The sequence below is a fragment of the Serratia sp. 4542 genome (assembly GCF_016805595.1).
GTDB classification, from domain to species: Bacteria; Pseudomonadota; Gammaproteobacteria; order Enterobacterales; family Enterobacteriaceae; genus Serratia; species Serratia nevei.
Genome location: NZ_RXKV01000010.1, coordinates 355,192 through 375,279 on the forward strand (window position 1 = coordinate 355,192; position 20,088 = coordinate 375,279).

General features: G+C 60.3%; 22 protein-coding genes. 6 read left to right on the plus strand and 16 right to left on the minus strand.

The window, feature by feature from the left end; translation table 11 throughout:
- Window positions 1-15: 15 nt before the first annotated feature.
- The 11 genes from fliP to fliF form a co-directional block, all read right to left on the minus strand.
- A complete protein-coding gene (gene fliP, locus EKL15_RS13915; protein WP_100395639.1) occupies window positions 16-777 on the minus strand; it encodes a flagellar type III secretion system pore protein FliP in 762 nt (253 codons plus the stop codon).
- Window positions 774-1,178: a flagellar biosynthetic protein FliO gene (fliO, locus tag EKL15_RS13920; protein ID WP_060425879.1), complete on the minus strand. Its 405-nt coding sequence runs from the start codon at window positions 1,176-1,178 to the stop codon at window positions 774-776. The genes fliP and fliO overlap by 4 nt, the downstream gene beginning before the upstream one ends.
- Window positions 1,178-1,594 (minus strand): flagellar motor switch protein FliN, encoded by a 417-nt coding sequence (fliN, locus tag EKL15_RS13925; RefSeq protein ID WP_038876868.1) that lies wholly within the window; start codon window positions 1,592-1,594, stop codon window positions 1,178-1,180. Before fliN ends, fliO begins: the two co-directional genes overlap by 1 nt.
- Complete coding sequence (gene fliM, locus EKL15_RS13930; RefSeq protein ID WP_025303254.1) at window positions 1,587-2,591, minus strand: flagellar motor switch protein FliM; 1,005 nt, start codon at window positions 2,589-2,591, stop codon at window positions 1,587-1,589. Before fliM ends, fliN begins: the two co-directional genes overlap by 8 nt.
- A gap of 5 nt (window positions 2,592-2,596) precedes the next feature.
- On the minus strand, window positions 2,597-3,082 hold the full coding sequence (gene fliL / locus EKL15_RS13935) for a flagellar basal body-associated protein FliL (RefSeq protein WP_004934797.1): 486 nt from the start codon (window positions 3,080-3,082) through the stop codon (window positions 2,597-2,599).
- A 165-nt stretch (window positions 3,083-3,247) separates the two neighbouring features.
- Window positions 3,248-4,480 (minus strand): flagellar hook-length control protein FliK, encoded by a 1,233-nt coding sequence (locus tag EKL15_RS13940; RefSeq protein WP_100395640.1) that lies wholly within the window; start codon window positions 4,478-4,480, stop codon window positions 3,248-3,250.
- Window positions 4,477-4,923 (minus strand): flagellar export protein FliJ, encoded by a 447-nt coding sequence (gene fliJ, locus EKL15_RS13945; RefSeq protein WP_033647768.1) that lies wholly within the window; start codon window positions 4,921-4,923, stop codon window positions 4,477-4,479. Before fliJ ends, EKL15_RS13940 begins: the two co-directional genes overlap by 4 nt.
- Window positions 4,924-4,944: 21 nt before the next feature.
- Window positions 4,945-6,306 (minus strand): flagellar protein export ATPase FliI, encoded by a 1,362-nt coding sequence (fliI, locus tag EKL15_RS13950; RefSeq protein WP_203089808.1) that lies wholly within the window; start codon window positions 6,304-6,306, stop codon window positions 4,945-4,947.
- Window positions 6,306-7,010 (minus strand): flagellar assembly protein FliH, encoded by a 705-nt coding sequence (gene fliH / locus EKL15_RS13955; protein ID WP_038876881.1) that lies wholly within the window; start codon window positions 7,008-7,010, stop codon window positions 6,306-6,308. Before fliH ends, fliI begins: the two co-directional genes overlap by 1 nt.
- Window positions 7,003-7,995 (minus strand): flagellar motor switch protein FliG, encoded by a 993-nt coding sequence (gene fliG, locus EKL15_RS13960; protein ID WP_060420814.1) that lies wholly within the window; start codon window positions 7,993-7,995, stop codon window positions 7,003-7,005. The genes fliH and fliG overlap by 8 nt, the downstream gene beginning before the upstream one ends.
- Window positions 7,992-9,698 carry a flagellar basal-body MS-ring/collar protein FliF gene (gene fliF / locus EKL15_RS13965; RefSeq protein ID WP_203089811.1) on the minus strand — a complete coding sequence of 569 codons (1,707 nt, stop codon included), beginning with the start codon at window positions 9,696-9,698 and terminating at the stop codon, window positions 7,992-7,994. Before fliF ends, fliG begins: the two co-directional genes overlap by 4 nt.
- Before the next feature lie 314 nt (window positions 9,699-10,012).
- Here fliF and fliE point away from each other — a divergent pair, with 314 nt between their 5' ends.
- A complete protein-coding gene (gene fliE, locus EKL15_RS13970; protein ID WP_060440673.1) occupies window positions 10,013-10,327 on the plus strand; it encodes a flagellar hook-basal body complex protein FliE in 315 nt (104 codons plus the stop codon).
- 117 nt (window positions 10,328-10,444) lie between these two features.
- Here fliE and EKL15_RS13975 read toward each other — a convergent pair whose 3' ends face one another.
- Complete coding sequence (locus EKL15_RS13975) at window positions 10,445-11,044, minus strand: FMN-dependent NADH-azoreductase (protein WP_087763073.1); 600 nt, start codon at window positions 11,042-11,044, stop codon at window positions 10,445-10,447.
- 129 nt (window positions 11,045-11,173) lie between these two features.
- Between EKL15_RS13975 and EKL15_RS13980 the strand changes: the two genes are divergently transcribed.
- Entirely contained in the window at window positions 11,174-12,103 is a 930-nt protein-coding gene (locus tag EKL15_RS13980) for a LysR family transcriptional regulator (RefSeq protein WP_197808697.1), read from the plus strand.
- 478 nt (window positions 12,104-12,581) lie between these two features.
- On the opposite strand, the gene EKL15_RS13985 is transcribed toward EKL15_RS13980, so the two are convergent.
- The 4 genes from EKL15_RS13985 to fliD all read right to left on the minus strand — a co-directional run bounded on the left by EKL15_RS13985 (window position 12,582) and on the right by fliD (window position 15,977).
- On the minus strand, window positions 12,582-13,442 hold the full coding sequence (locus EKL15_RS13985; RefSeq protein WP_060420825.1) for a helix-turn-helix transcriptional regulator: 861 nt from the start codon (window positions 13,440-13,442) through the stop codon (window positions 12,582-12,584).
- Window positions 13,443-13,750: 308 nt separating this feature from the next.
- Window positions 13,751-14,119, minus strand: coding sequence for a flagella biosynthesis regulatory protein FliT (fliT, locus tag EKL15_RS13990; RefSeq protein WP_038876898.1), 369 nt, complete (start codon window positions 14,117-14,119; stop codon window positions 13,751-13,753).
- A complete protein-coding gene (fliS, locus tag EKL15_RS13995; protein WP_038876901.1) occupies window positions 14,119-14,529 on the minus strand; it encodes a flagellar export chaperone FliS in 411 nt (136 codons plus the stop codon). Before fliS ends, fliT begins: the two co-directional genes overlap by 1 nt.
- Before the next feature lie 32 nt (window positions 14,530-14,561).
- On the minus strand, window positions 14,562-15,977 hold the full coding sequence (gene fliD / locus EKL15_RS14000; RefSeq protein ID WP_187322516.1) for a flagellar filament capping protein FliD: 1,416 nt from the start codon (window positions 15,975-15,977) through the stop codon (window positions 14,562-14,564).
- Between the two features lie 281 nt (window positions 15,978-16,258).
- Here fliD and EKL15_RS14005 point away from each other — a divergent pair, with 281 nt between their 5' ends.
- The 4 genes from EKL15_RS14005 to EKL15_RS14020 all read left to right on the plus strand — a co-directional run bounded on the left by EKL15_RS14005 (window position 16,259) and on the right by EKL15_RS14020 (window position 20,082).
- Window positions 16,259-17,494 (plus strand): flagellin FliC, encoded by a 1,236-nt coding sequence (locus EKL15_RS14005; protein ID WP_060420830.1) that lies wholly within the window; start codon window positions 16,259-16,261, stop codon window positions 17,492-17,494.
- A 182-nt stretch (window positions 17,495-17,676) separates the two neighbouring features.
- Window positions 17,677-18,399, plus strand: a complete 723-nt coding sequence (locus EKL15_RS14010; RefSeq protein WP_004934752.1) for an RNA polymerase sigma factor FliA — start codon at window positions 17,677-17,679, stop codon at window positions 18,397-18,399.
- A gap of 55 nt (window positions 18,400-18,454) precedes the next feature.
- Complete coding sequence (gene fliZ / locus EKL15_RS14015; RefSeq protein ID WP_025303240.1) at window positions 18,455-18,964, plus strand: flagella biosynthesis regulatory protein FliZ; 510 nt, start codon at window positions 18,455-18,457, stop codon at window positions 18,962-18,964.
- A gap of 125 nt (window positions 18,965-19,089) precedes the next feature.
- Window positions 19,090-20,082, plus strand: a complete 993-nt coding sequence (locus EKL15_RS14020) for a D-cysteine desulfhydrase (RefSeq protein ID WP_025303239.1) — start codon at window positions 19,090-19,092, stop codon at window positions 20,080-20,082.
- The last annotated feature ends 6 nt before the right edge of the window (window positions 20,083-20,088 follow it).

The window sequence follows — 20,088 nt, forward strand, 5'->3', positions numbered from 1 at the left end:
TCTCCGATCGGGGGGTTACGAATAGAAGCTCTGCGCCAGCGAGCCGAGCAGCAGCTGCCAGCCATCGACCAGCACGAACAGCATCAGCTTGAACGGCAGCGAGATGGTGGCCGGCGGTACCATCATCATCCCCAGCGCCATCAGCACGCTGGCGACCACCAGGTCGATAATCAGGAACGGAATGAACACCGTAAAGCCGATCTGGAAGGCGGTTTTCAGTTCGCTGGTGACGTAGGCGGGCAGCAGGATGCGCATCGGCACCGCCTCCGGGCCGGCCAGCGGCGGCTGATTGGCCAGCCTGGCGTACAGCGCGAGATCGGTTTCGCGCGTTTGGCGCAGCATGAATTCGCGCAGCGGCTGCGCGCCTTTATCCAGCGCGACCTCCAGCCCGATCTTGTCCTGGCTGAACGGCAGGTAGGCGTCCTGATAGACCTTGTCGAACACCGGCGACATGATGAAGAAGGTCAGGAACAATGCCAGCCCCAGCATCACCTGATTCGGCGGCGCCGACGGGGTGCCCAGCGCGTTGCGCAGCAGCCCGAGCACGATGATGATGCGGGTAAAGCTGGTCATCATCAGCAGCATGGCGGGCAGGAAGGTCAGCGAGGTCAACAGCACCAGCGTCTGCACCGGCAGCGACCAGCTTTGGCCGCCGTTGGCCAGCGGCTGACTGATCAGCCCCGGCAGTTGCGCCAAAGCCGCCGGGCTGATGAACAGCAGGGCGGCAGAGAGCCAAACCGCCGGACGGCGGACGAGGGTATGAAGAGTCGAGGTCATGCCGATTTTTCCGGGCGTTTCAGAACTTTTTGCATCAGTTGGCGGAAGTCCGCCGGCGTCGCCGCATCGGCCGCACCCTCGTCTTTCGGCGGGGCGGGCAGGGTGTGCAGCGGGGTGATCTGCTGGGCGGTGACGCCCAGTACCAGCAAGGTATCGTCGACTTCCACCACCACCACGCGCTCGCGCTGCCCGACCTGGCAACTGGCGCGCAGGTTGAGCAGCTTGTTGTTGCGCGCCTGCGGGGCGAAGCCCAGCCGGCGGAACAGCCAACCGGCCAGCAGGATCAGCAGCAGAATGCCGCCGAGCGCGCTGCTGACCTGCATCAACACCGAACCGGCCGGCAAGGCCGGCGCGGCGGGTTGTTGGGTACTTTGGACGGTAACGGGCGCCGCGACGGTCATCAGCGGCTCAGTCGACGCATGCGTTCGGACGGGGTGATGATGTCGGTGATGCGCACGCCGAACTTGTCGGCCACCACCACCACTTCACCTTGTGCGATCAGGTAACCGTTGATCAGAATGTCCAGCGGCTCGCCGGCCAGGCCGTCCAGCGCCACCACCGAGCCTTGCGACAGGCGCAGCAGCTCTTTGATGGTCATCTTGGTACGCCCCAGTTCCACGGTCAGCTTGACCGGAATATCCAGGATCAGGTCGATATCCTGCAGGCTGCCGAGCGCATCCTGAGCTTCCAGCGACTTGAACACCCCTTCGGTGCTCGCGCCGGATTTCTCTGTCGACTGCTGCTCATTAAACGCATCAGCCCACAGATCGTCTACGGATTCCTTTCCTTCGCCAGACGGTTGCTTAGGATCACTCATTGGGCTGTTCCTCACTCAGAGCATTCAAAATAGGGTTAATCAAATGTTCAACACGCAGGGCATATTGCCCGTTCAACGTGCCGTATTGGCTGGTCAGAACCGGTACGCCGTCCACATGGGCGATCAGGCGTTCCGGCTTGTCTATCGGTAATACATCGCCCGGCTGCAGCTTCAGGACTTTCGACAGCCGCATCGGGATATCGACGAAGTTGGCGATCAGCTCCAGTTCGGAGTGTTGCACCTGCTTCACCAGGGTTTCGCGCCAGTGGCTGTCTTCCTGCCGCGAATTTTCCAGCGGCGGGTTGGTCAACAGCTCGCGCAGCGGTTCGATCATCGCGAACGGAATGCAGATGTTGAACTCGCCGGTCAGCGCGCCGATCTCCACCTGGAACGGCGTGGTGACCACGATGTCGTTCGGCGAGGTGGTGATGTTGGTGAACTTCACCTGCATTTCGGCGCGCACGTACTCTACGTCGATCTTGTAGATGGCGCTCCAGGCGTCGCCGTAGGCGTCCAGCGCCAGGCGCAGCATGCGCTTGATCACCCGCTGTTCGGTCGGGGTGAACTCGCGGCCTTCGACCTTGGTCGGGAAGCGGCCGTCGCCGCCGAACAGGTTATCGACGGCGATGAACACCAGGCTCGGCGCGAACACGAACAGGGCGGTGCCGCGCAGCGGGTTCAGATGCACCAGGTTCAGGTTGGTCGGCACCGGCAGGTTGCGGGCGAACTCGTGATACGGCTGGATTTTGATCGGGCCGACGGTAATGTCCGGGCTGCGGCGCAGCAGGTTGAACAACCCCATGCGGAACTGCCGGGCAAAACGTTCGTTGATGATTTCCAGCGCGTGCAGACGCTCGCGCACCACGCGGCGCTGGGTGTTCGGATCGTAAGGCTTGACCTCGCTCTCTTTGCCGACTATCGCTTCGGGTTCATCACCCGCGCTGTCGCCGTTGAGCAAGGCGTCGATCTCTGCCTGTGAAAGAATGCTATCGCCCATAGTGATTACCGCAGTATGAAGGCGGTGAACAGCACGTCGCTGACCACCTGCTTCGGTTGTCCCTTAACCAGCGGCGGGCTGAGCACGTCCTTAATCTGCGCCACCAACTGTTGCTTCCCTTGTTCATTGGCCAGCTGGCTCGCTTCCTGACGGGAGAGCAGCATCAGCAGACGGCTGCGCACTTCCGGCAGAAAATCGTTCAGCTGGCGGCGGGTACTTTCGTCCGGCAGACGCAGCGTGAGGCCGATGTACAGCACGCGATCCGGGTTGTTGTCCGGCGTCACCAGGTTGACGGTAAAGGTGTCGAGCGGCATGAACACCGGCGCGGCCGGCGGTTGCTGTTTGGCGGCGGCCGGTTCGGCGCCGTTTTTATGCTGTTGCAGCAGCCACCAGCTGTAGCCCGCGGCGCCACAGGCGACGACGCTGATCAAGACCAGCAGGATGACCAGAAGGGGGCGTTTCGGTGCTGCCGGAAGGGAGTTCTGAGACATAGCGAAATCTAATTCCTGTTGTTCCACCCGCGGCCGGCGAGGCGGCGGGCATAGCGCGCGGCAAGGCCGCACGCATGACATGTAAAGGTATTATCGCGTCTATTGCGGCGTGCAATAGCCTGAATAGACGCGCAAATGGGTGCCAGCTTGGGCGTTTGCGGCGGCTTAGGCGAAAATATCGACGCCGTTGACCGCGCTGGCCATACGCTGCAGCGCCGCCGGTGCGCTGACGCCCTCGGCGGCTGCGCCGTCACCGCCATGATGTTCAGCATAGCTGGAACGCCCCTGGCCGTTGGAAGCCTGCTGTTGCGCCTGCTGCTGCCATTGCGGGGTGGACTCGCCGCCCACGCTGCTCTGCCCCAGGTTGATACCGCTCTCCGCCAGCGCGTGCCGCAGCTGCGGCATCGCCGCTTCCACCGCCGCACGCACCTGACCGTGAGCGGAGGCGATGTGCAGCTGCGCCTGCTGATCGTCCAGTTTCAGCGTGATCTGCAAGGCGCCCAGTTCCTGCGGGTGCAGGCGCAGCTCGGCGCTCTGCTGGCCGTTGCGGTGGAACATCAGCACCTGTTGGTTCAACGCCTGCTGCCACTCCGGGCTGCCCAGCTGCGCGTTGAGCTGCGGCGCAGGCGGTGCGGTCACCAGTGCGCTGGCAGGAGCGGCCGTTTGCGTTGGGCTGGCGGCGGCCAGGGCGACGGCGTGGTTGAGCGTCGGTGGCTGCTGTGCATCGCTCGCCGGCAGCGGCTGTGCGGTGCTTGCACGTTCGCCGTTGGTCGGTTGCGGGAGCGCCGCCTTGGCATTATCGCCGTCGGTAGCCGACGTTTTCGCCCCTGTTAGCGAGGGAGCGGGGGATGCCGAGGAACGCGCGGCGGTTTTATCACCGGCCGCCGCGATGTTCAGCAGGCCATTGCCGGGCTGCAGCGCAGTCGCTTCGTCAGCGCTATCCACCGGCAGCGAACGTTGGCCTTCGGCCGGTTGCGCCTGGGCGACGATCGCGGCCGGCAGCATGGCGTACAGCGCCTGCAGCGTTGCGGCATCCAGCTCTTTGGCGGCGGCGATCGGCGGCTGCGCCGGTTTGTCGCCGGCGGCGGGCGCTTCGTCCTCGGCGCCCTCAGGTGAAAGCGCGTCGGCTGAGGCCGTCTGGCCCGGCAGCAGGCCGCCGCGCTCGCCGAAGGTGGCCAGCAGTTGATTGAGCTGGTTGCGGCTCAGGGCCGGGGCGCGTTCTTCGTCCGCGCTCAGCGCGACCGGCGGCTGTTTGCCGTCGGCGGCGGGCGCGAAACGGGCGCCGAGCAGCTGGGCGAAAGCGGACGACAGCTGGCTCTCATCCAGCGCCGACGTCAGTTCGGCCAGGCCGCCGGCGTCGCCGGGTAAGGCCAGGCCGGGCAGGGCGTTCAGATTCATGGGTTGATATTCCTTTGTGCACTGCGTTGAGCGAACTCATCCATCAGTTTTTGATCCCGTTTGTTCTCCTGCTGCTGCTCCGCCGTCAGAGCGCGGGTATGCAGGGTCTCGAAAGCGTTCAGCCGCTGTTGTTTGTCTTGCCATTGCTTCACCGCATGATCCACTTTCTGCCCCCACTGCAGCAGCTGCTGGCGGTGTTGGTCGATGGCCTGTTCCAGCGTGCCGATAAACTGCTGGTAGTTTTGCCAGCGTGAGCTGTCCATGCCGTCGCAGAGCGTATGATTCAGCTTCTGGCGGTATTCGTCCTGATAGTTGAGCAGCATCGACAGCTGCTGCTCTGCCGCCTGCTGCGCCTGCCGTACCTGGCCCAGCTGTTGCGCGGCCTGTTCCACCGCATCCTGCGCCAGATCTCGCAGGGTAATCAGGGGGGATTGTGATTTCATCGCTGTGCGCCTCTGGTGACGTTAAACAATCAACTGCTGCAGCTGTTGACAGGCTTCATCATAGCCGCTGCGTTCAAAGATGCCCTGTTGCAGGTAAGCTTCCATCTGCGGATACAGCGTCATCGCTTTGTCCAGCAACGGATCGCTGCCCGCCGCGTAGGCACCGACGCTGATCAGATCGCGGTTGCGCTGATAGCTGGCCAGCATCTGTTTGAAGGTGCGCACCCGGCGGTAATGCTCTTCGTCGATCAGCGACGTCATGGCGCGGCTGATTGACGCTTCGATGTCGATCGCCGGGTAGTGGCCGGCTTCCGCCAGGCGCCGGGACAGCACCACGTGGCCATCGAGAATTGCGCGCGCCGAGTCGGCGATCGGGTCTTGCTGATCGTCCCCTTCGGTCAACACGGTGTAGAAGGCGGTGATGGAACCGCCGCCGCTGATGCCGTTGCCCGCGCGTTCCACCAGCGCAGGCAGCTTGGCGAAGACCGAAGGCGGATAGCCTTTGGTCGCCGGCGGCTCGCCGATGGCCAGGGCGATCTCACGCTGCGCCATGGCGTAGCGGGTGAGGGAATCCATGATCAGCAATACATGCTGCCCGCGATCGCGGAAATCTTCGGCGATGCGGGTGGCGTAGGCCGCCCCCTGCATGCGCAGCAGCGGCGACACGTCCGCCGGCGCGGCGATCACCACCGAGCGCGCCCGGCCTTCGGCGCCGAGAATGTTCTCGATAAAGTCTTTGACCTCGCGGCCACGCTCGCCGATCAGGCCAACGACGATCACATCCGCCTGGGTATAACGGGCAATCATGCCGAGCAGTACGCTCTTGCCGACGCCGGAGCCGGCGAACAGGCCCATACGCTGGCCGCGGCCGACGGTCAGCAGGCCGTTGATGGTGCGCACCCCCACGTCCAGCACCTGCTCGATCGGCGTGCGCTGCAAGGGGTTGAACGGCGCGGTGATCAGCGGCGCGCGGTAACCGGTTTCCGGTGAAGGCAGGCCGTCGAGCGGTTTGGCGCTGCCGTCCAGTACCCGTCCCAACAGGGCCGGGCCGAGCGGCAGCTGTTTGCCGGCGCTTTGGCCTTCCGGCGCGATGCGGGCGTAAACCCGCGCGCCCGGCACGATGCCTTCCACTTCTTCCAACGGCATCAGGAACAGCCGCTGGCCGTTGAAGCCGACCACTTCGCTTTCCACTTCCTGCACCTCACCGGCGTCGTGCCGTTCGATGAGGCAGGTCGCGCCGAGCGGCAGCTGCAGGCCGGTAGCCTCCAGCACCAGCCCGGTCGCACGGGTCAGGCGACCATAGCGGCGGACCGTCGGCGCGCGCGCGATGCGTTTTTCCAGCGTATCCAGAGAGCTCAGCCAGCGGCCGAGACGCGCGGTCATCAGACTTCTCCCGGTGCCGCCAGGCGGCACAGTTCATGCCAGCGCGTCGCCAGGCTGGCGTCGAGATCGCCTTCCTCGGCGCTGACCTTGCAGCCGCCCGGGTGCAGCTCGCCGTCCGCCAGCAGGCGCCAGCCGTGCAGGCTGAGGGTGACCCCCAGCTGCTGCTCGACGCGCGGGTAGTCGTCCGGGTGCACCCGCAGCTGCGGCTTGCCGTTGAACATCGGTTCCTGTTGGATCAGCTGTTGGATCTGCGCCAGCAGGGCGGTGCCGTCGCATACCGGCGGCTGGCCCAGCACCTGTTTGGCGGCGGTCAGCGCCAGCTGCATCAGCCGCGAAGCGATCACGCTGTCGAGCGCGTCCAGCGTGTGCTGGAATTCGGTGACCAGCTGCTGCCAGTGGGCGGTCAGCGGCTGCTGCTGCTGCTGCGCTTCCAGCAGCCCTTGCTGGCGGCCTTCCTCCAGTCCGGACTGAAAACCGGCCTCATAGCCTTTTTGCTGGCCGTCGGCATAGCCCAACTGCTGGCCCTGTTGCTCCGCCTGCAGGCGCAGCGTCGCCAACTGCTGCTGCAATTCGGCCTGTGCGTCCGGCGACGGATCGTCAAGTTCGAGATCCGGCAACTGCGGCAGTTCGACAGCCGGTTTCTGTTCGCCCAAATCGTTGAGCGACCAGGGCTGCCAGGGCAGGGTGTTAATGCGATCAGACATAGGTGTCCTCGCCGCCGCCGATGATCATTTCGCCGCTTTCCGCCAGGCGTCTTACCACCAGCAGAATGGCTTTCTGCTCGTTCTCCACCTGCGACATGCGCACCGGCCCACGGTTGGCCAGATCGTCGCGCAGGATGTCGGCGGCGCGTTGCGACATGTTCTTGAGGAACTTCTCGCGCAGCGGCTGCTCGGCGCCTTTCAACGCAATCAGCAGCGACTCGCCTTCCACTTCCTGCAGCAGGCGTTGGATACTGCGATCGTCGACCTCCACCAGGTTTTCGAACAGGAACATCTCGTCGATGATCTTCTGCGCCAGCTCGCCGTCGTATTCGCGCATCGCGTCGATGACCGCTTCTTCCTGCTGGGTTTTCATCAGGTTGATGATCTCGGCGGCGGTGCGCACCCCGCCCATTTTGCTGCGCTTGAGGTTCTGGCCGTCGAGCAGATTGTTCAGCACTTCGGTCAACTCCGCCAACGCCGCCGGCTGTACGCCGCCGAAGGTGGCGATACGCAGCATCACGTCGTTGCGCAGGCGTTCGTCGAACAGGGCCAGGATATCTGCCGCCTGGCCGCGTTTGAGGTGCACCAGAATGGTGGCGATGATCTGCGGGTGTTCGTCGCGGATCAGATCGGCAGCGCTCTGCGGCTCCATAAAGTTGAGCGTTTCCATGCCGGTGGTGGTCTCGCGCGATTCGAGAATGTCTTCCAGCAGGCTGGCGGCGCGCTCTTCGCCCAGCGCTTTGACCAGCACCGAACGCAGGTAGTCGCTGGCGTTGACGCTCAGCGCCGCGTATTGCTCGGCGTCGTCTTCAAACTCGGTCAGTACTTCGCCGAGCTGTTTGTGCGAAACCTGGCTCATGCCGGCCATGGTGCCGCTCAGCAGCTGTACTTCGCGCGAGGAGAGGTGTTTGAACACCTCCGCCGCGCGATCTTCACCCAGCGTCATCAGCAGGATGGCGCTTTTGTCGGTTCCGGTCAGGCTCATATCTCGTTACTCATCCATTGGCGGATTACCAGAGCGACCACGCGTGGGTCTTTGTCAGCCAGATCGCGGATCCGCTGGCTCTGGACTTCTGCGCTGACGCGTTGCTGCGATTTACGACGCTGCGCCAGCTCCTCGTTGCTCGGTTTGCTGCTGTCGACCGGTTTGGCGGCAGGGGCGTTGGAGGCGGCGACGGCGGCCTGTTGCGCCGCCTGGCGCTGTTGCAGCTGCGGCCGCACCAGTTTGCGCCACAGCAGCCAGGCCACCAGCAGCACCAGCAGATAGCGGCCCGCGTCGATCAGACGATCGATAAACGACTGGCTTTGCCAGAACGGCAGTTCGCCACCGGTCACCTGACTGTCGGTAAACGGCGTGTTGACCACGTTCAGGGTATCGCCACGGCTGCTGGAGTAGCCCATCGCTTCACGCACCAGCGCTTCGATCTGCGCCAGCTGCTCTTTGCTCATCGGCTGCGGTTTGCCGTCTTTATCGGTGCCCAGATAGTTGACGACCACGGCGACCGACAAACGCTGCACGGTGCCGGCTTTTTGCTGGGTATGGCGAATGGTGCGGTCGAGCTCGTAGTTGGTGGTCGCGTCGCGACGGGTATTTTGCGGTACGCCGCTGGCCGCCGCGCTGCGGGTGGTCGCGGCGTTTTGCGCGGTGGCGTTGGCGTTGGCATTGTTGCCTGCGGCGGTGGCCGGCTTGGCGGTCTCAATCGGCGCCGTGGCCGGCGCGCTTGGCTGATTGGACAGTGCGCCCGGCACGCCGCCTACCTGTGGCCCGCCGATCTGCTCGCTCAGGCTGGTTTGCTGAGAGCGGATAGCGGCTTTGTCAGGCTGTTGGTTAGGTTGGTACTGTTCATCGGTTTGTTCGCGAGTGGCGAAGTCGATCTGCGCCGTGACCTGCGCGCGCACGTTGGCGCTGCCGACCACCGGGGCGAGGATCGCCTCAATACGGCGCTGGAAGCCGTTTTCCACTTCGTTGGCGTATTTCAGCTGCGAGGCGTTGAGATCGCGCCCGGTGCCGTCGGACTGCGTCAGCAGACGGCCAGCCTGATCGACCACGGTCACGTTGCCCGGCGGCAGGCCGGCGACGCTGCTCGACACCATATAAACGATGGCGTTGATCTGGCCATCGTCCAGCGCACGGCCGGGTTGCAGGGTCAGCGTTACCGACGCGGAAGGGGATTTTTGTTCGCGCACGAACAGCGAAGGTTTAGGCAGCGCCAGGTGAACGCGGGCGTTTTGCACCGGCCCCAGCGATTCGATAGTGCGCGACAGCTCGCCCTCGAGGGCACGCTGATAGTTGATCTGCTCGCTGAACTGGCTGATGCCGAATTTTTCCTGATCCAGCAGTTCGAAGCCGACGGCGCCGCCTTTCGGCAGCCCTTGCTGTGCTAGGCGCAGGCGGGTTTCATGTACCTTTTCCGCCGGGATCAGCAGCGCTGCGCCATTCTCGGCAAAGCGGTAAGGGATATTCATCTGCGTCAGCTGGGTGACGATGGCGCCACCGTCGCGGTCGTTCAGATTGCTGTACAGCACGCGGTAGTCGGGACTTTTCACCCACAACAGCAGCGCGACGACGATCGCGATCGCGGCGGAAGCGGCGACCAGCAACGGAATTTTCGGGTTGGCGCGCAGACGATTCCAGATGGCCTGCAGGCCGTTGTCGCGGCTTTCGCCGGCGGTTATCGAAGCACTCATTTTAGGTCTCGTCCTTCAATGGCGCTCACGATCCCGTACGGGCCGCTGAGCAGCTCCCTGCCAGGCTGATGAACGGTATGGTTAGCGTTGTGTGACAAAACAGACTCCCTGATACACATATCTTCTAAATAGCGGCGCTCCCATTTCTGGGCAGGCCATTATTCGCCTTATCAGACGATTCTGATTGCCCGATAAGCCGGGTTTTTTGCAGTTAATTAGCCGCTTTAGCTCTGAAAACGCTGTGCTAGGGTGTGCATCATTGGAGAAGTGCAGGGTGAAACGTCACCCGGCGAGACGAGATGATTGAGGACCAGATGGCGATTCAGGGCATTGAAGGGGTACTGCAGCAGATGCAGACCATGGCGGTTCAGGCTGGCAAAATGGGGCAGAATGCGGTGCCACAGGGCGTCAGCTTCGCCAGCGAACTGACCGCGGCGCTCGGCAAGATCAGCGAGACCCAGCAAACGGCGCGCAAGCAGGCGCAGGATTTTGAACTGGGCGTGCCGGGCATCAGCCTGAACGATGTGATGGTCGATCTGCAGAAATCGTCGGTCTCTTTGCAACTGGGCGTGCAGGTGCGCAACAAGCTGGTGGCGGCCTACCAAGATATTATGAATATGCCGGTGTGACGTTCGGTCTGTGCCACCTGTCAGAGCCGGGTCCGTCGCCAAAAGCGACGGATCTCGACGGCTAACAGGAGGGCAAAAGGGCCGATGACAAACAGAGTCAGCAACATCGAAAAGGCCTCAGTCCGCCAATTCTGCAATCCGTTCGTGGGCGTTCGCCAGTCCCTGCGCGAGGCCGTGCGGTTTCATATCCAGCCCTTCGGCATAGATAAATTGCACGTCGCCGATCCCCATCAGCCCCAGCACCGACCGCAGGTAGGGCGTCACGGCGTCGGTCGGCTGGCCGGCGTGTACGCCGCCGCGTGAGCTGAATACCAGTGCATTGACGCCCTCGACCAACCCGACCGGGTAGGTGGCGGTATAGTTGAACGTTACCCGGGCGCGGGCCACCAGATCGAACCAGTTTTTCAGCTGGGTCGGTACGTTGAGGTTGTACATTGGCGCCCCGACCAGCAGCAGATCGCTCCCTTTCAGTTCGGCAATCAGCCGATCGGACAGCGCCACCGCCGCTTGCGCGCGTGGACTGGTGTTTTCCGCGCCGCGCAGCGCACTGAACAGCTCGCCGTCCAATACCGGCAGATCCAACGCCGTCAGATCGTGCTCGACGATCTTATCTTCGTGCCCTTTGGCCCGACGTTCCGCCAGATAGCGGTCAATCAGGTTATTGGTCTGCGAGTCGTTTCCCATAATGCTGGATTTGAGCACCAGTATTTTTTTCATGTGGTTGTCCTCTGACGATCATCTGTGGTTTTCACCGGGAATTCCGGAATGACTGCAGGTTATCATTGCTTTATGTTCACCAGTGGTGATAGGTTTTCACTTAATTGATTCCAATTTGGAAACGGTAAAATGAAAAGCGATCTCAGCGCGCTGCCGGCTTTTGTCGCCGTGGCGGAAGGCGGCAGTTTTGCCGCCGCCGCAGAAAAACTGCATCTGACGCGCTCCGCGGTCAGCAAAATCGTGTCGCGGCTGGAGGCGCGGCTCGGCGTGATGTTATTTATGCGCACTACGCGCAGCCTGAGCCTGACGGATGAAGGGGCGCTGTACTACGAGCACTGCCGGCAGGCGTTGGCGAACATACAGGCGGCGGAAAATCAGCTGGACAGCGGCAAGATGCAGGTCAGCGGCCGGCTCAGGGTCTCGGTGCCGGTGTTGTTCGGCCACCTGTGCATCGCCCCCTTGCTGACGGCGCTGGCGAATGAGCATCCGTTGTTGACGCTGGAAATCTCGTTCAGCGACCGCAGGATCGATCTGATCGATGAGGGGTTCGATCTGGCGGTACGCATCGGCGAGCTGGCGGACAGCGGCAGTCTGGTTGCCCGGCGCCTGGGTGAACACGGCATGCTCCTGTGCGCTTCGCCCGACTACCTGCGGCGCAGCGGAGAACCGAGCACGGTGGACGCGTTAAGCCGACATCAGGCGGTGGGGTATCTGCACGCGGGGGCGGTGTTGCCCTGGCAACTTCGCGGCGAAAACGGCGAGCTGCAATCGTTCAGGCCACCGGCCAAGATGATGATGGATGACATGCAGGGGATCGTCGATGCCGTTTCCGCCGGTGCCGGTATTGCCTGGCTGCCGGAGTGGCTGGTCCGCGATCGGCTGGCGGCGGGGACGTTGGTGGAGATCATGCGCGGTGAGTCCAGCCTCAGTTTTCCGGTGAATGTGGTATGGCCCTATATGCCTTATCAGCCGCTCAAGGTGCGACTGGCGGTGGACAAACTGGTGGCGGAGCTGCCGGGGAAATTGGCGCTTGTGGCGCCGTTGGTATCACAACGCTAAGGGCCGGAGCCGCAACTGACAGGGAATGGGCGCTAATGTAACGAATAGAGGGACGAAAACGGCGCTGTCAGGCTTATTGAATGCCCAGGTGACCGTTTATTATGGCCTGATTAGTAGGGTTATTATTCGAGGCAGGTCAATGAGCACGAAAAGCGAATCCAGATGGCGTCTGATCAGTATTTTAATGCTGACGGTACTCGCCGTATTAATTGGCATTCTGGTTAAACTGGACTGAAGTCTGACCAGGCGATAAAAGCCTGGCCATTTTATTGTGCGGCAAGTAAGCGCATCATGTCTTCTTCATACAGCAATGCTAAAAGCCACAGCCCCAACAACATTATTGCCAGAGAAAATAATCGCTTTTCATTACGCATCGTTTAATTTGCTCTTCGGCGGTTCGACGTTGCGTAGCCTATCTCAGCGTTGTGACAACTGTTAGGAACCTGTGCTAAATAAAGCCATTTTGTTGCGCGTCTATTTATGTTTCTCCGGCGGCTATCGCTTCGGCCCCCAGGGGGCCAGGTTCCATAATCCTTTGGTGGCCGCGAATGGCGGTGGGGGCAAAGCCGAAGCGCTTGCGAAAACGTTCGGCGAAACGCGACGCGCTTTCATAGCCGACATGTTGTGCGATGGCGGATATCGGCCAGTCGGTGGATTGCAGCAGGGCCAGCGCACTGCTCATGCGCACGTCGATCATCAGGTTGCGCAACGCGGTATTTTCCATCGACAGTTTGCGGCGCAGCATCACTTCACTCATCGACAGGCTCTCCGCGACTTTGGCTGCGGTCCAAATGCTGTGCGGATCGGTTGCCAGGCAGCGGCGCACGCGCTGCGTCAGGTCTTTGGCTTCGTTGTGGATGAAGCGAATGCCGAACTGGGCCAGCCACAGCAGAATTTCCAGCATTTTGTGCCGCACGATGATGGTGGGAAAACGCTGCCGGAGCGCCAGCGCCAGGCTGGTGGTCTCAAAGCTGTGCTTCAGGGCGCAGGGCAGATTGCGCAGCGCCAGGACGGCGTCGAACGGCATCGGCGCCGGCGTTTCCTCGGCCGGAGGCTGAAGAGTGAGCAGCAGAGGGTCGCAGGTCAACAACTGACAGCTGAACACGCCCTCTTCGGAGGGGCCGTTAATAATATCCACCGTTTGTCCCCCGTCGATAATCAACAGCTCGCCGGGATGAGCCACCACTTCGTGTTGTTGCCAGCGTACGCGCTTATGGCCTTGTTGTATCAGATACAGATGTGGTTGCTCAAAATAGACTGAAGGGAATAATAATTCAGTATGCTGAACGATGTGCGCTGAGGCACCAATTCCTGGACAGAGATTAATTGTACGTTCCATCGATATTCATTTCGCAGCCATTATCTGGGAATATCTTTACGCTTTGATCCGCGTTGGAGCAACATTTTTCCATGGGCTGTGAAACACAGCGGCGTGTTTTATCTATCAAAAATCAATTTCCTGCTGAACAGAAAACGTCCGTGTCGGGATGATGCTTATCCATTAAAGTGAGAGCCAGGCTCGAAGCGCGCATTTTACCAATTACCCATAAACTGAATAATTCAAATGCCATAGATTAATATCCTAACGTAACCCGAGAGTAATAGCGCATGGTGCTATTTAATCCATTTTCGTCAGTATTGTCGATCTTATCGGACCTGTGGTTCCCCCAGCAACAGCGCGCGGTCATGAAATTGGCCGTAGGTATTGTTGACCACGTTCTGGCGCGTGGACTGCTCGATCAGCGTTTTCAACTCATCCATGCGTTGCTGCAGCAGACGCTTGAGCTCGGTTTCGTTGTCGAGGATCTGTTGCAGCTTATTGCGCAGCATCTCTTGCAAGGCCATAGACGGGCCGGCTTGCCCGGTAAAGGCGGCGGTTTTTTCCACCGCCGTCACGTAGGCGAATTCGAGTTCGACGAGCTCTTCCCAGCGCCCGGTTTGCGCCAGCGCGATCATCTGGCTGCTCAGGCTGTAAATTTGTTGATAAGCGGCTAACAGCTGCTGTTGACGTTCCATTACACGGCGTCCTGCGAAGGTTGGTAGTTGGGGCCGATCTGGCGCCAGGCGTCGGCGATGTTCTCCAGCAGCTTGACCACTTCGGCGATCGCCGCCTCGTCGTTATGCAGATTGGCCTGCATTAACCGACGCTTCATGTAGTCGTACAACGCCGCCAGGTTTTCGGCGATCTCGCCGCCCTGCTGAGGGTCCAGACCGCCTTTCAGGCCGTTGTCGATGATGTTGATGGCTTTGGACAGCGCCAGGCCTTTGCCGGCGATATCGCCCTGGTTCATCAGGATGCGTGCGCGAAGCAGGGCGCTGAGCGCCCCGTCGAACAACATCACGATTAACTGGTGCGGGCTGGCGCTCATGGCGCCGCTTTCCAGACTGACCTGTGCATAGGCCTGAGTGCCGCTTCTGTTATACATGTTGTTTCTTTACCTGTTGCCTGGTTAAGGGATCACTTTGCCGAGAATTGCTGTTGTAAATAGTTACCCGTGCTGCTCAATTTGGACATCATGGTATCCAACTGAACGAACTGCTGCTTATAGCGGTCGATGGTGTTCTGAATGCTGGCCGTGACCGTGGTGATCTGGATGTTCAGGCGATCGAGGTTGGTATTGATGCTCTTGGTCGAGTTCTCGATGATGCCGCCGGCCTTGATGTAACTTTGGATATCGTTGTGGATCTGGGTGGCCATACCGGTGTCTTTGCCGTTACCTGCGAAGAAGTTGGCGACCTGGTCCGGTTTTTCGTCGATGGCTTTGTTCAGCTTGGTGCTGTCGATTTCCAGCTTGCCGGTTTTGACGTTGGTGGTGATGCCGAGGTTGCCCAGGCCTTTCAACTCCGGGTTGTCCTGCGCCGAGCTGAGGGCGCTTTTGATCGAGGACTGGATACCGCGCAGGGTGTTGTCACCCAGCAGCGCACCGTTCTTGGCATTCTGCGCTTCACCGCTTTTGACCGGCGTGTATTTGGTCAGCGAATTAAAGGTGTCCAGCAGCGAGTTGTAGTTATCCACCCACTCTTTAATCTTGTCGGCGCTGCCGCTCTTGTCGATGCCGATCACTAGGTTTTGCGGTTCGCCGGACTTGGTGGTGGTTTTCAGGTCGAGCGTTACGCCCTGCAAGGCATCGGCGATCGAGTTGGTGCTGCGTTTGATTTTCGTGCCGTTGACGATAATTTCCGCATCCTGCCCGGGCACGGTTTGTTTCATCGCGGTGCTGCCATCTTTCGGCGGTTTTTTAGGATCGTAGTTGAGGATGGCGCCGAGCTTGTCGTCGTTATTGACCTGCACCGCAATGGTGTTTTTTTCGCCGGGCGTGGTGGAGCTCAATGCCAGTTGATAGTCATTGTCGCCGACGCGCATGATGCTGGCGGTAACGCCGGATTTCGATTTGTTGATGGCGTCGCGCATCTCGACCAGCGAGGTCTGATCGTCACCGAGCGGGATCTTGGTCTCTTTCGGCGGGTTGCCTGCCGTAATAGATATGGAACGATCGCTGCTGCCCGGCGTGCCCAGCTTGGCCTGCTGGTCGGCGATCGGCGTCTGAGTGGTCAGCGTTTGCGGCTGTGCCAGTTTCAAGACCTCAATCGAATAGTTGCCCGGTACCGACTTGTCGGTGGTGGTCACGGTAAACTGATCGTGCTTGGTGGCGGTGGTGTTGTTGAAGAACTCTGGCTTGGCCAGATCTTTGCTCAGATTGTCAAACTTCTCCAGTGCGCCTTTCAGCGTGCCGTAAGCGGTTAGCTGGGCGTTGTAGCTGGTCTGCTGGGTGGTGTACGGCGTCAGGCGCTGTTGTTCCGCTTTGGTCAGCTTGTCGAGCAAACCGTTAAGGTCGAGTCCTGAGCCGATGCCTAATGAACTGATCGATGCCATTCGTGTTTCTCCTTGGTAATGACTTTATTCGCTTTACGCGTTATCGGCCCAGTGATGAAAAAGTTTACCGAAAAAAACAAAAAAACGATGGCGCAATAGAGGAGGGAAAAACCGCGTTATTTCTGCCATTGCCCCTGGCGCAAAAAATTTTAAAAAATTGCTAAAGGTTGTTAGGGGAGGGCCGATACCTGAGGGGACGGTGGTTGACGCCGTGGGCAAACAAGCCCGAACCTTTTAACTGTGTTGCGAAGAACGCAACTGACTCGTAAGGAAAGCAAACAATGGCACAAGTAATTAACACTAACAGCCTGTCGCTGATGGCGCAGAACAACCTGAACAAATCTCAGTCTTCTCTGGGTACTGCGATTGAGCGTCTGTCTTCCGGTCTGCGTATCAACAGCGCGAAAGACGATGCTGCGGGTCAGGCTATCTCCAACCGTTTCACCGCGAACATCAAGGGTCTGACTCAGGCTTCTCGCAACGCCAACGACGGTATCTCCCTGGCGCAGACCACTGAAGGCGCACTGAACGAAGTTAACGACAACCTGCAGAACATCCGTCGTCTGACCGTACAGTCTCAGAACGGTTCCAACTCTTCCAGCGACCTGCAGTCCATCCAGGACGAGATCTCTCAGCGTCTGTCTGAAATCAACCGCATCTCCGAGCAGACTGATTTCAACGGCGTGAAAGTACTGAGCGCAGATCAGAAACTGACCATCCAGGTTGGCGCGAACGACGGCGAAACCATCGATATCGAACTGAAAGACATCAATGCTAAAACTCTGGGTCTGGAAAAGTTCAGCGTGGCCGATGGCATTGATAAAACCAAAGTAGCTGCCGCTGCACCTGCTACCGTGAAAACCGGCACCAGCGTGGCAATCAACACCGGTACCGTTCAAGCCGGTGGTAAAGATATTGCCAGCTATGAGAAAGTTGGTGACGATGTATTCGCTATCAACGCCGATGGCGACTACTACAAAGCAACTTTCGATAAAGCGACCGGCGACCTGAAATCCGTTGGCACCAAAGAAGCCACTAAACCAACCGGCGGCACTGCGGTAACCAGCATTGAGAAAGAAGTGGCTCCTACCGGTCCTGATGCGGCTAACCTGCGCTCTTACGACAACGGCAAATCTTACGTGATCCAGGAAGGTACCGGTGCCGATGCCAAATACTTCAAGGCGACCGTAGACGCAGCCGGTAAAGTGACCAAGGGCGCTGAGCAGTCCACCGAGCCAAAAACTGCCGACCCGCTGGCAACCCTGGACAAAGCGCTGTCTCAGGTTGACTCCCTGCGTTCTTCCCTGGGTGCGGTACAGAACCGTTTCGATTCTGTTATCAACAACCTGAACAGCACCGTTAACAACCTGTCCGCTTCTCAGTCCCGTATCCAGGATGCTGACTACGCGACCGAAGTGTCCAACATGAGCCGTGCCAACATCCTGCAACAGGCTGGCACCTCTGTTCTGGCACAGGCTAACCAGTCTACTCAGAACGTGCTGTCCCTGCTGCGTTAATCGTCTCTCCCGATTAACTGTCGCAAAGAAACCCCGCTTCGGCGGGGTTTTTTTATGCTCGCGCACCGCGCGGTTATTACATGGCGCAAATAAAGCCCGTTTTGTGCGACTGTTCAGCCGATTGGCATTCCGCCCCCTACGCATAATAGCGCTGACTCTCTTATCCGCAGGTTTAAGACATAGTGAGCGATCTGTATACCGCCGAAGGCGTGATGGACAAAAATTCTCTCTGGCTGCGCTACGTCCCGTTAGTGCGCCACGAGGCGTTGCGCCTGCAGGTCAGGCTGCCCGCCAGCGTGGAGCTTGACGACTTGCTGCAGGCCGGGGGAATCGGGCTATTGAACGCCGTTGAGCGTTATGACGCCCTACAAGGAACCGCCTTTACCACCTATGCGGTGCAACGCATTCGCGGCGCGATGCTCGACGAGCTGCGCAGCCGCGACTGGGTGCCGCGCAGCGTGCGGCGCCATGCGCGCGAGGTCGCGCAGGTGATGCGGCAACTGGAACAGCGTTACGGCCGCCCGGCGAGCGAGACGGAAGTGGCGCAGACGCTGAATATCTCGCTGGATGAGTACCGTCAAATTCTGTTGGACACCAATAACAGCCAGCTTTTCTCCTACGACGAATGGCGCGAAGAGCATGGCGAGAACGCGGAACCGATGCTGGAAGGGCATGAAGAGGCCAACCCGCTGCATCACCTGTTGGAAGGCAGCCTGCGCCAGCGGGTGATCGACGCCATCGAGGCGTTGCCGGAGCGCGAAAAAATGGTGCTGACGCTGTATTACCAGGAAGAGTTGAATCTCAAAGAGATCGGCGCCGTGCTGGACGTCGGGGAATCCCGCGTCAGCCAACTGCACAGTCAGGCGATCAAACGGCTGCGCGCGCGGCTGGCGAACGATACCTGACGGCGGCCCACCGCCCCTCAACTCGATGACTCATGCGACAATCGGACTGCCCTTTATGCCAGGAATACTGTTGAAGAAACGGCCGCTTAGCCGTTACCTGAAAGACTACAAGCACAGCCAGACCCATTGCTCCCAGTGTGGCAAACTGTTGGACCGCATGGCGCTGGTGTTTCGCGGCAAGATTATCAATAAAGAAGCCATCGCGCGCATGGATCAGCCGATCGACGATGCGGTCTGGCAAAACGTGCAGCACGAGCTGACCGCGCTGTGCCGCTTCTGCAGCGAGATCTCCTGCAACAGCCACCCGAGCTATTTCGACATCATGGCGTTCAAACAGTATCTGTTCGAGCAGACCGAGATGAGCCACAGCACCATCCGCGAGTATGTGGTGCGGCTGCGCCGGCTGGACGAAATGCTGGTGGCGCGCAACTACCCGGCGGATAAATTCGCCAGCAGCGCCAGCCATCAGCGCATCATCGACGATCTGCCTACCGCGGCGCACAACAACTACCGCATTGCGCTGCGCAAATACGATCAGTATCTCGCCTGGCAGCGCAGCTACTGAGACTTTTCCCCGGCCGCTGGGCCGGGGCCTGCTGTTTCCCCCGTGATAAAGGATGATTATTCAGTTCACATCTGCTAAATCTATCGGTTATCAGATGTTGATATTCGATTCCCTGGGGGGAAGTAGTGAACCTGCAACAACAACTGGCGCAATTTCCGCGTCTGGATCTGGTTGGCACCGCCACACCGCTCGAAAAGCTGTCCCGTCTCTCCGATTACCTCGGCCGCGAAATCTACCTTAAACGTGACGATGTCACTCCTATGGCCATGGGCGGCAACAAACTGAGAAAGCTTGAGTTTTTGGCCGCCGACGCGCTGCGTCAAGGTGCCGATACGCTGGTCACCGCCGGCGCCATTCAATCCAACCACGTGCGCCAGACGGCGGCGGTGGCGGCGAAACTGGGCCTGCACTGCGTCGCGCTACTGGAAAACCCTATCGATACCCGCGCGGAAAACTACCTGACCAACGGCAACCGCCTGTTGCTCGGCCTGTTCAACGCCGAGGTGGTGATGTGCGAAGCGCTGCACGATCCGCAGCAGCAGCTGGCGGAGCTGGCGACGCGCCTTGAGGCGCAGGGCTTCCGGCCTTACGTGGTGCCGGTGGGCGGTTCCAATGCCCTGGGCGCGCTGGGATACGTACAGTGCGCATTGGAAATCGCCGAGCAGAGCCAACGCAGCAACGTGGCGTTCAGTTCGGTGGTGGTGGCGTCCGGCAGCGCCGGCACCCACGCCGGGCTGGCGGTGGGGCTGCAGCAGCTGCTGCCGGAAACCGAACTGATCGGCGTGACCGTCTCGCGTACCGTGATCGATCAGCTGCCGAAAGTGGAGCAGATCCAGAAAGCTCTGGCCTGTTCGCTGAATATCGACGAACTGGCGCCGATCGCGCTGTGGGACGATTACTTCGCGCCGCAATACGGCATGCCGAACGAAGAGGGCATGGCGGCGGTGCAGCTGCTGGCGCAGCAAGAAGGCGTATTGCTGGATCCGGTGTACACCGGCAAAGCGATGGCCGGTTTGATCGACGGCATCGCCCAGCGGCGCTTCCGCGATGAAGGCCCTATTCTGTTCGTTCACACCGGCGGCGCGCCGGCGCTGTTCGCCTACCATCCACAGGTGTAAACACCG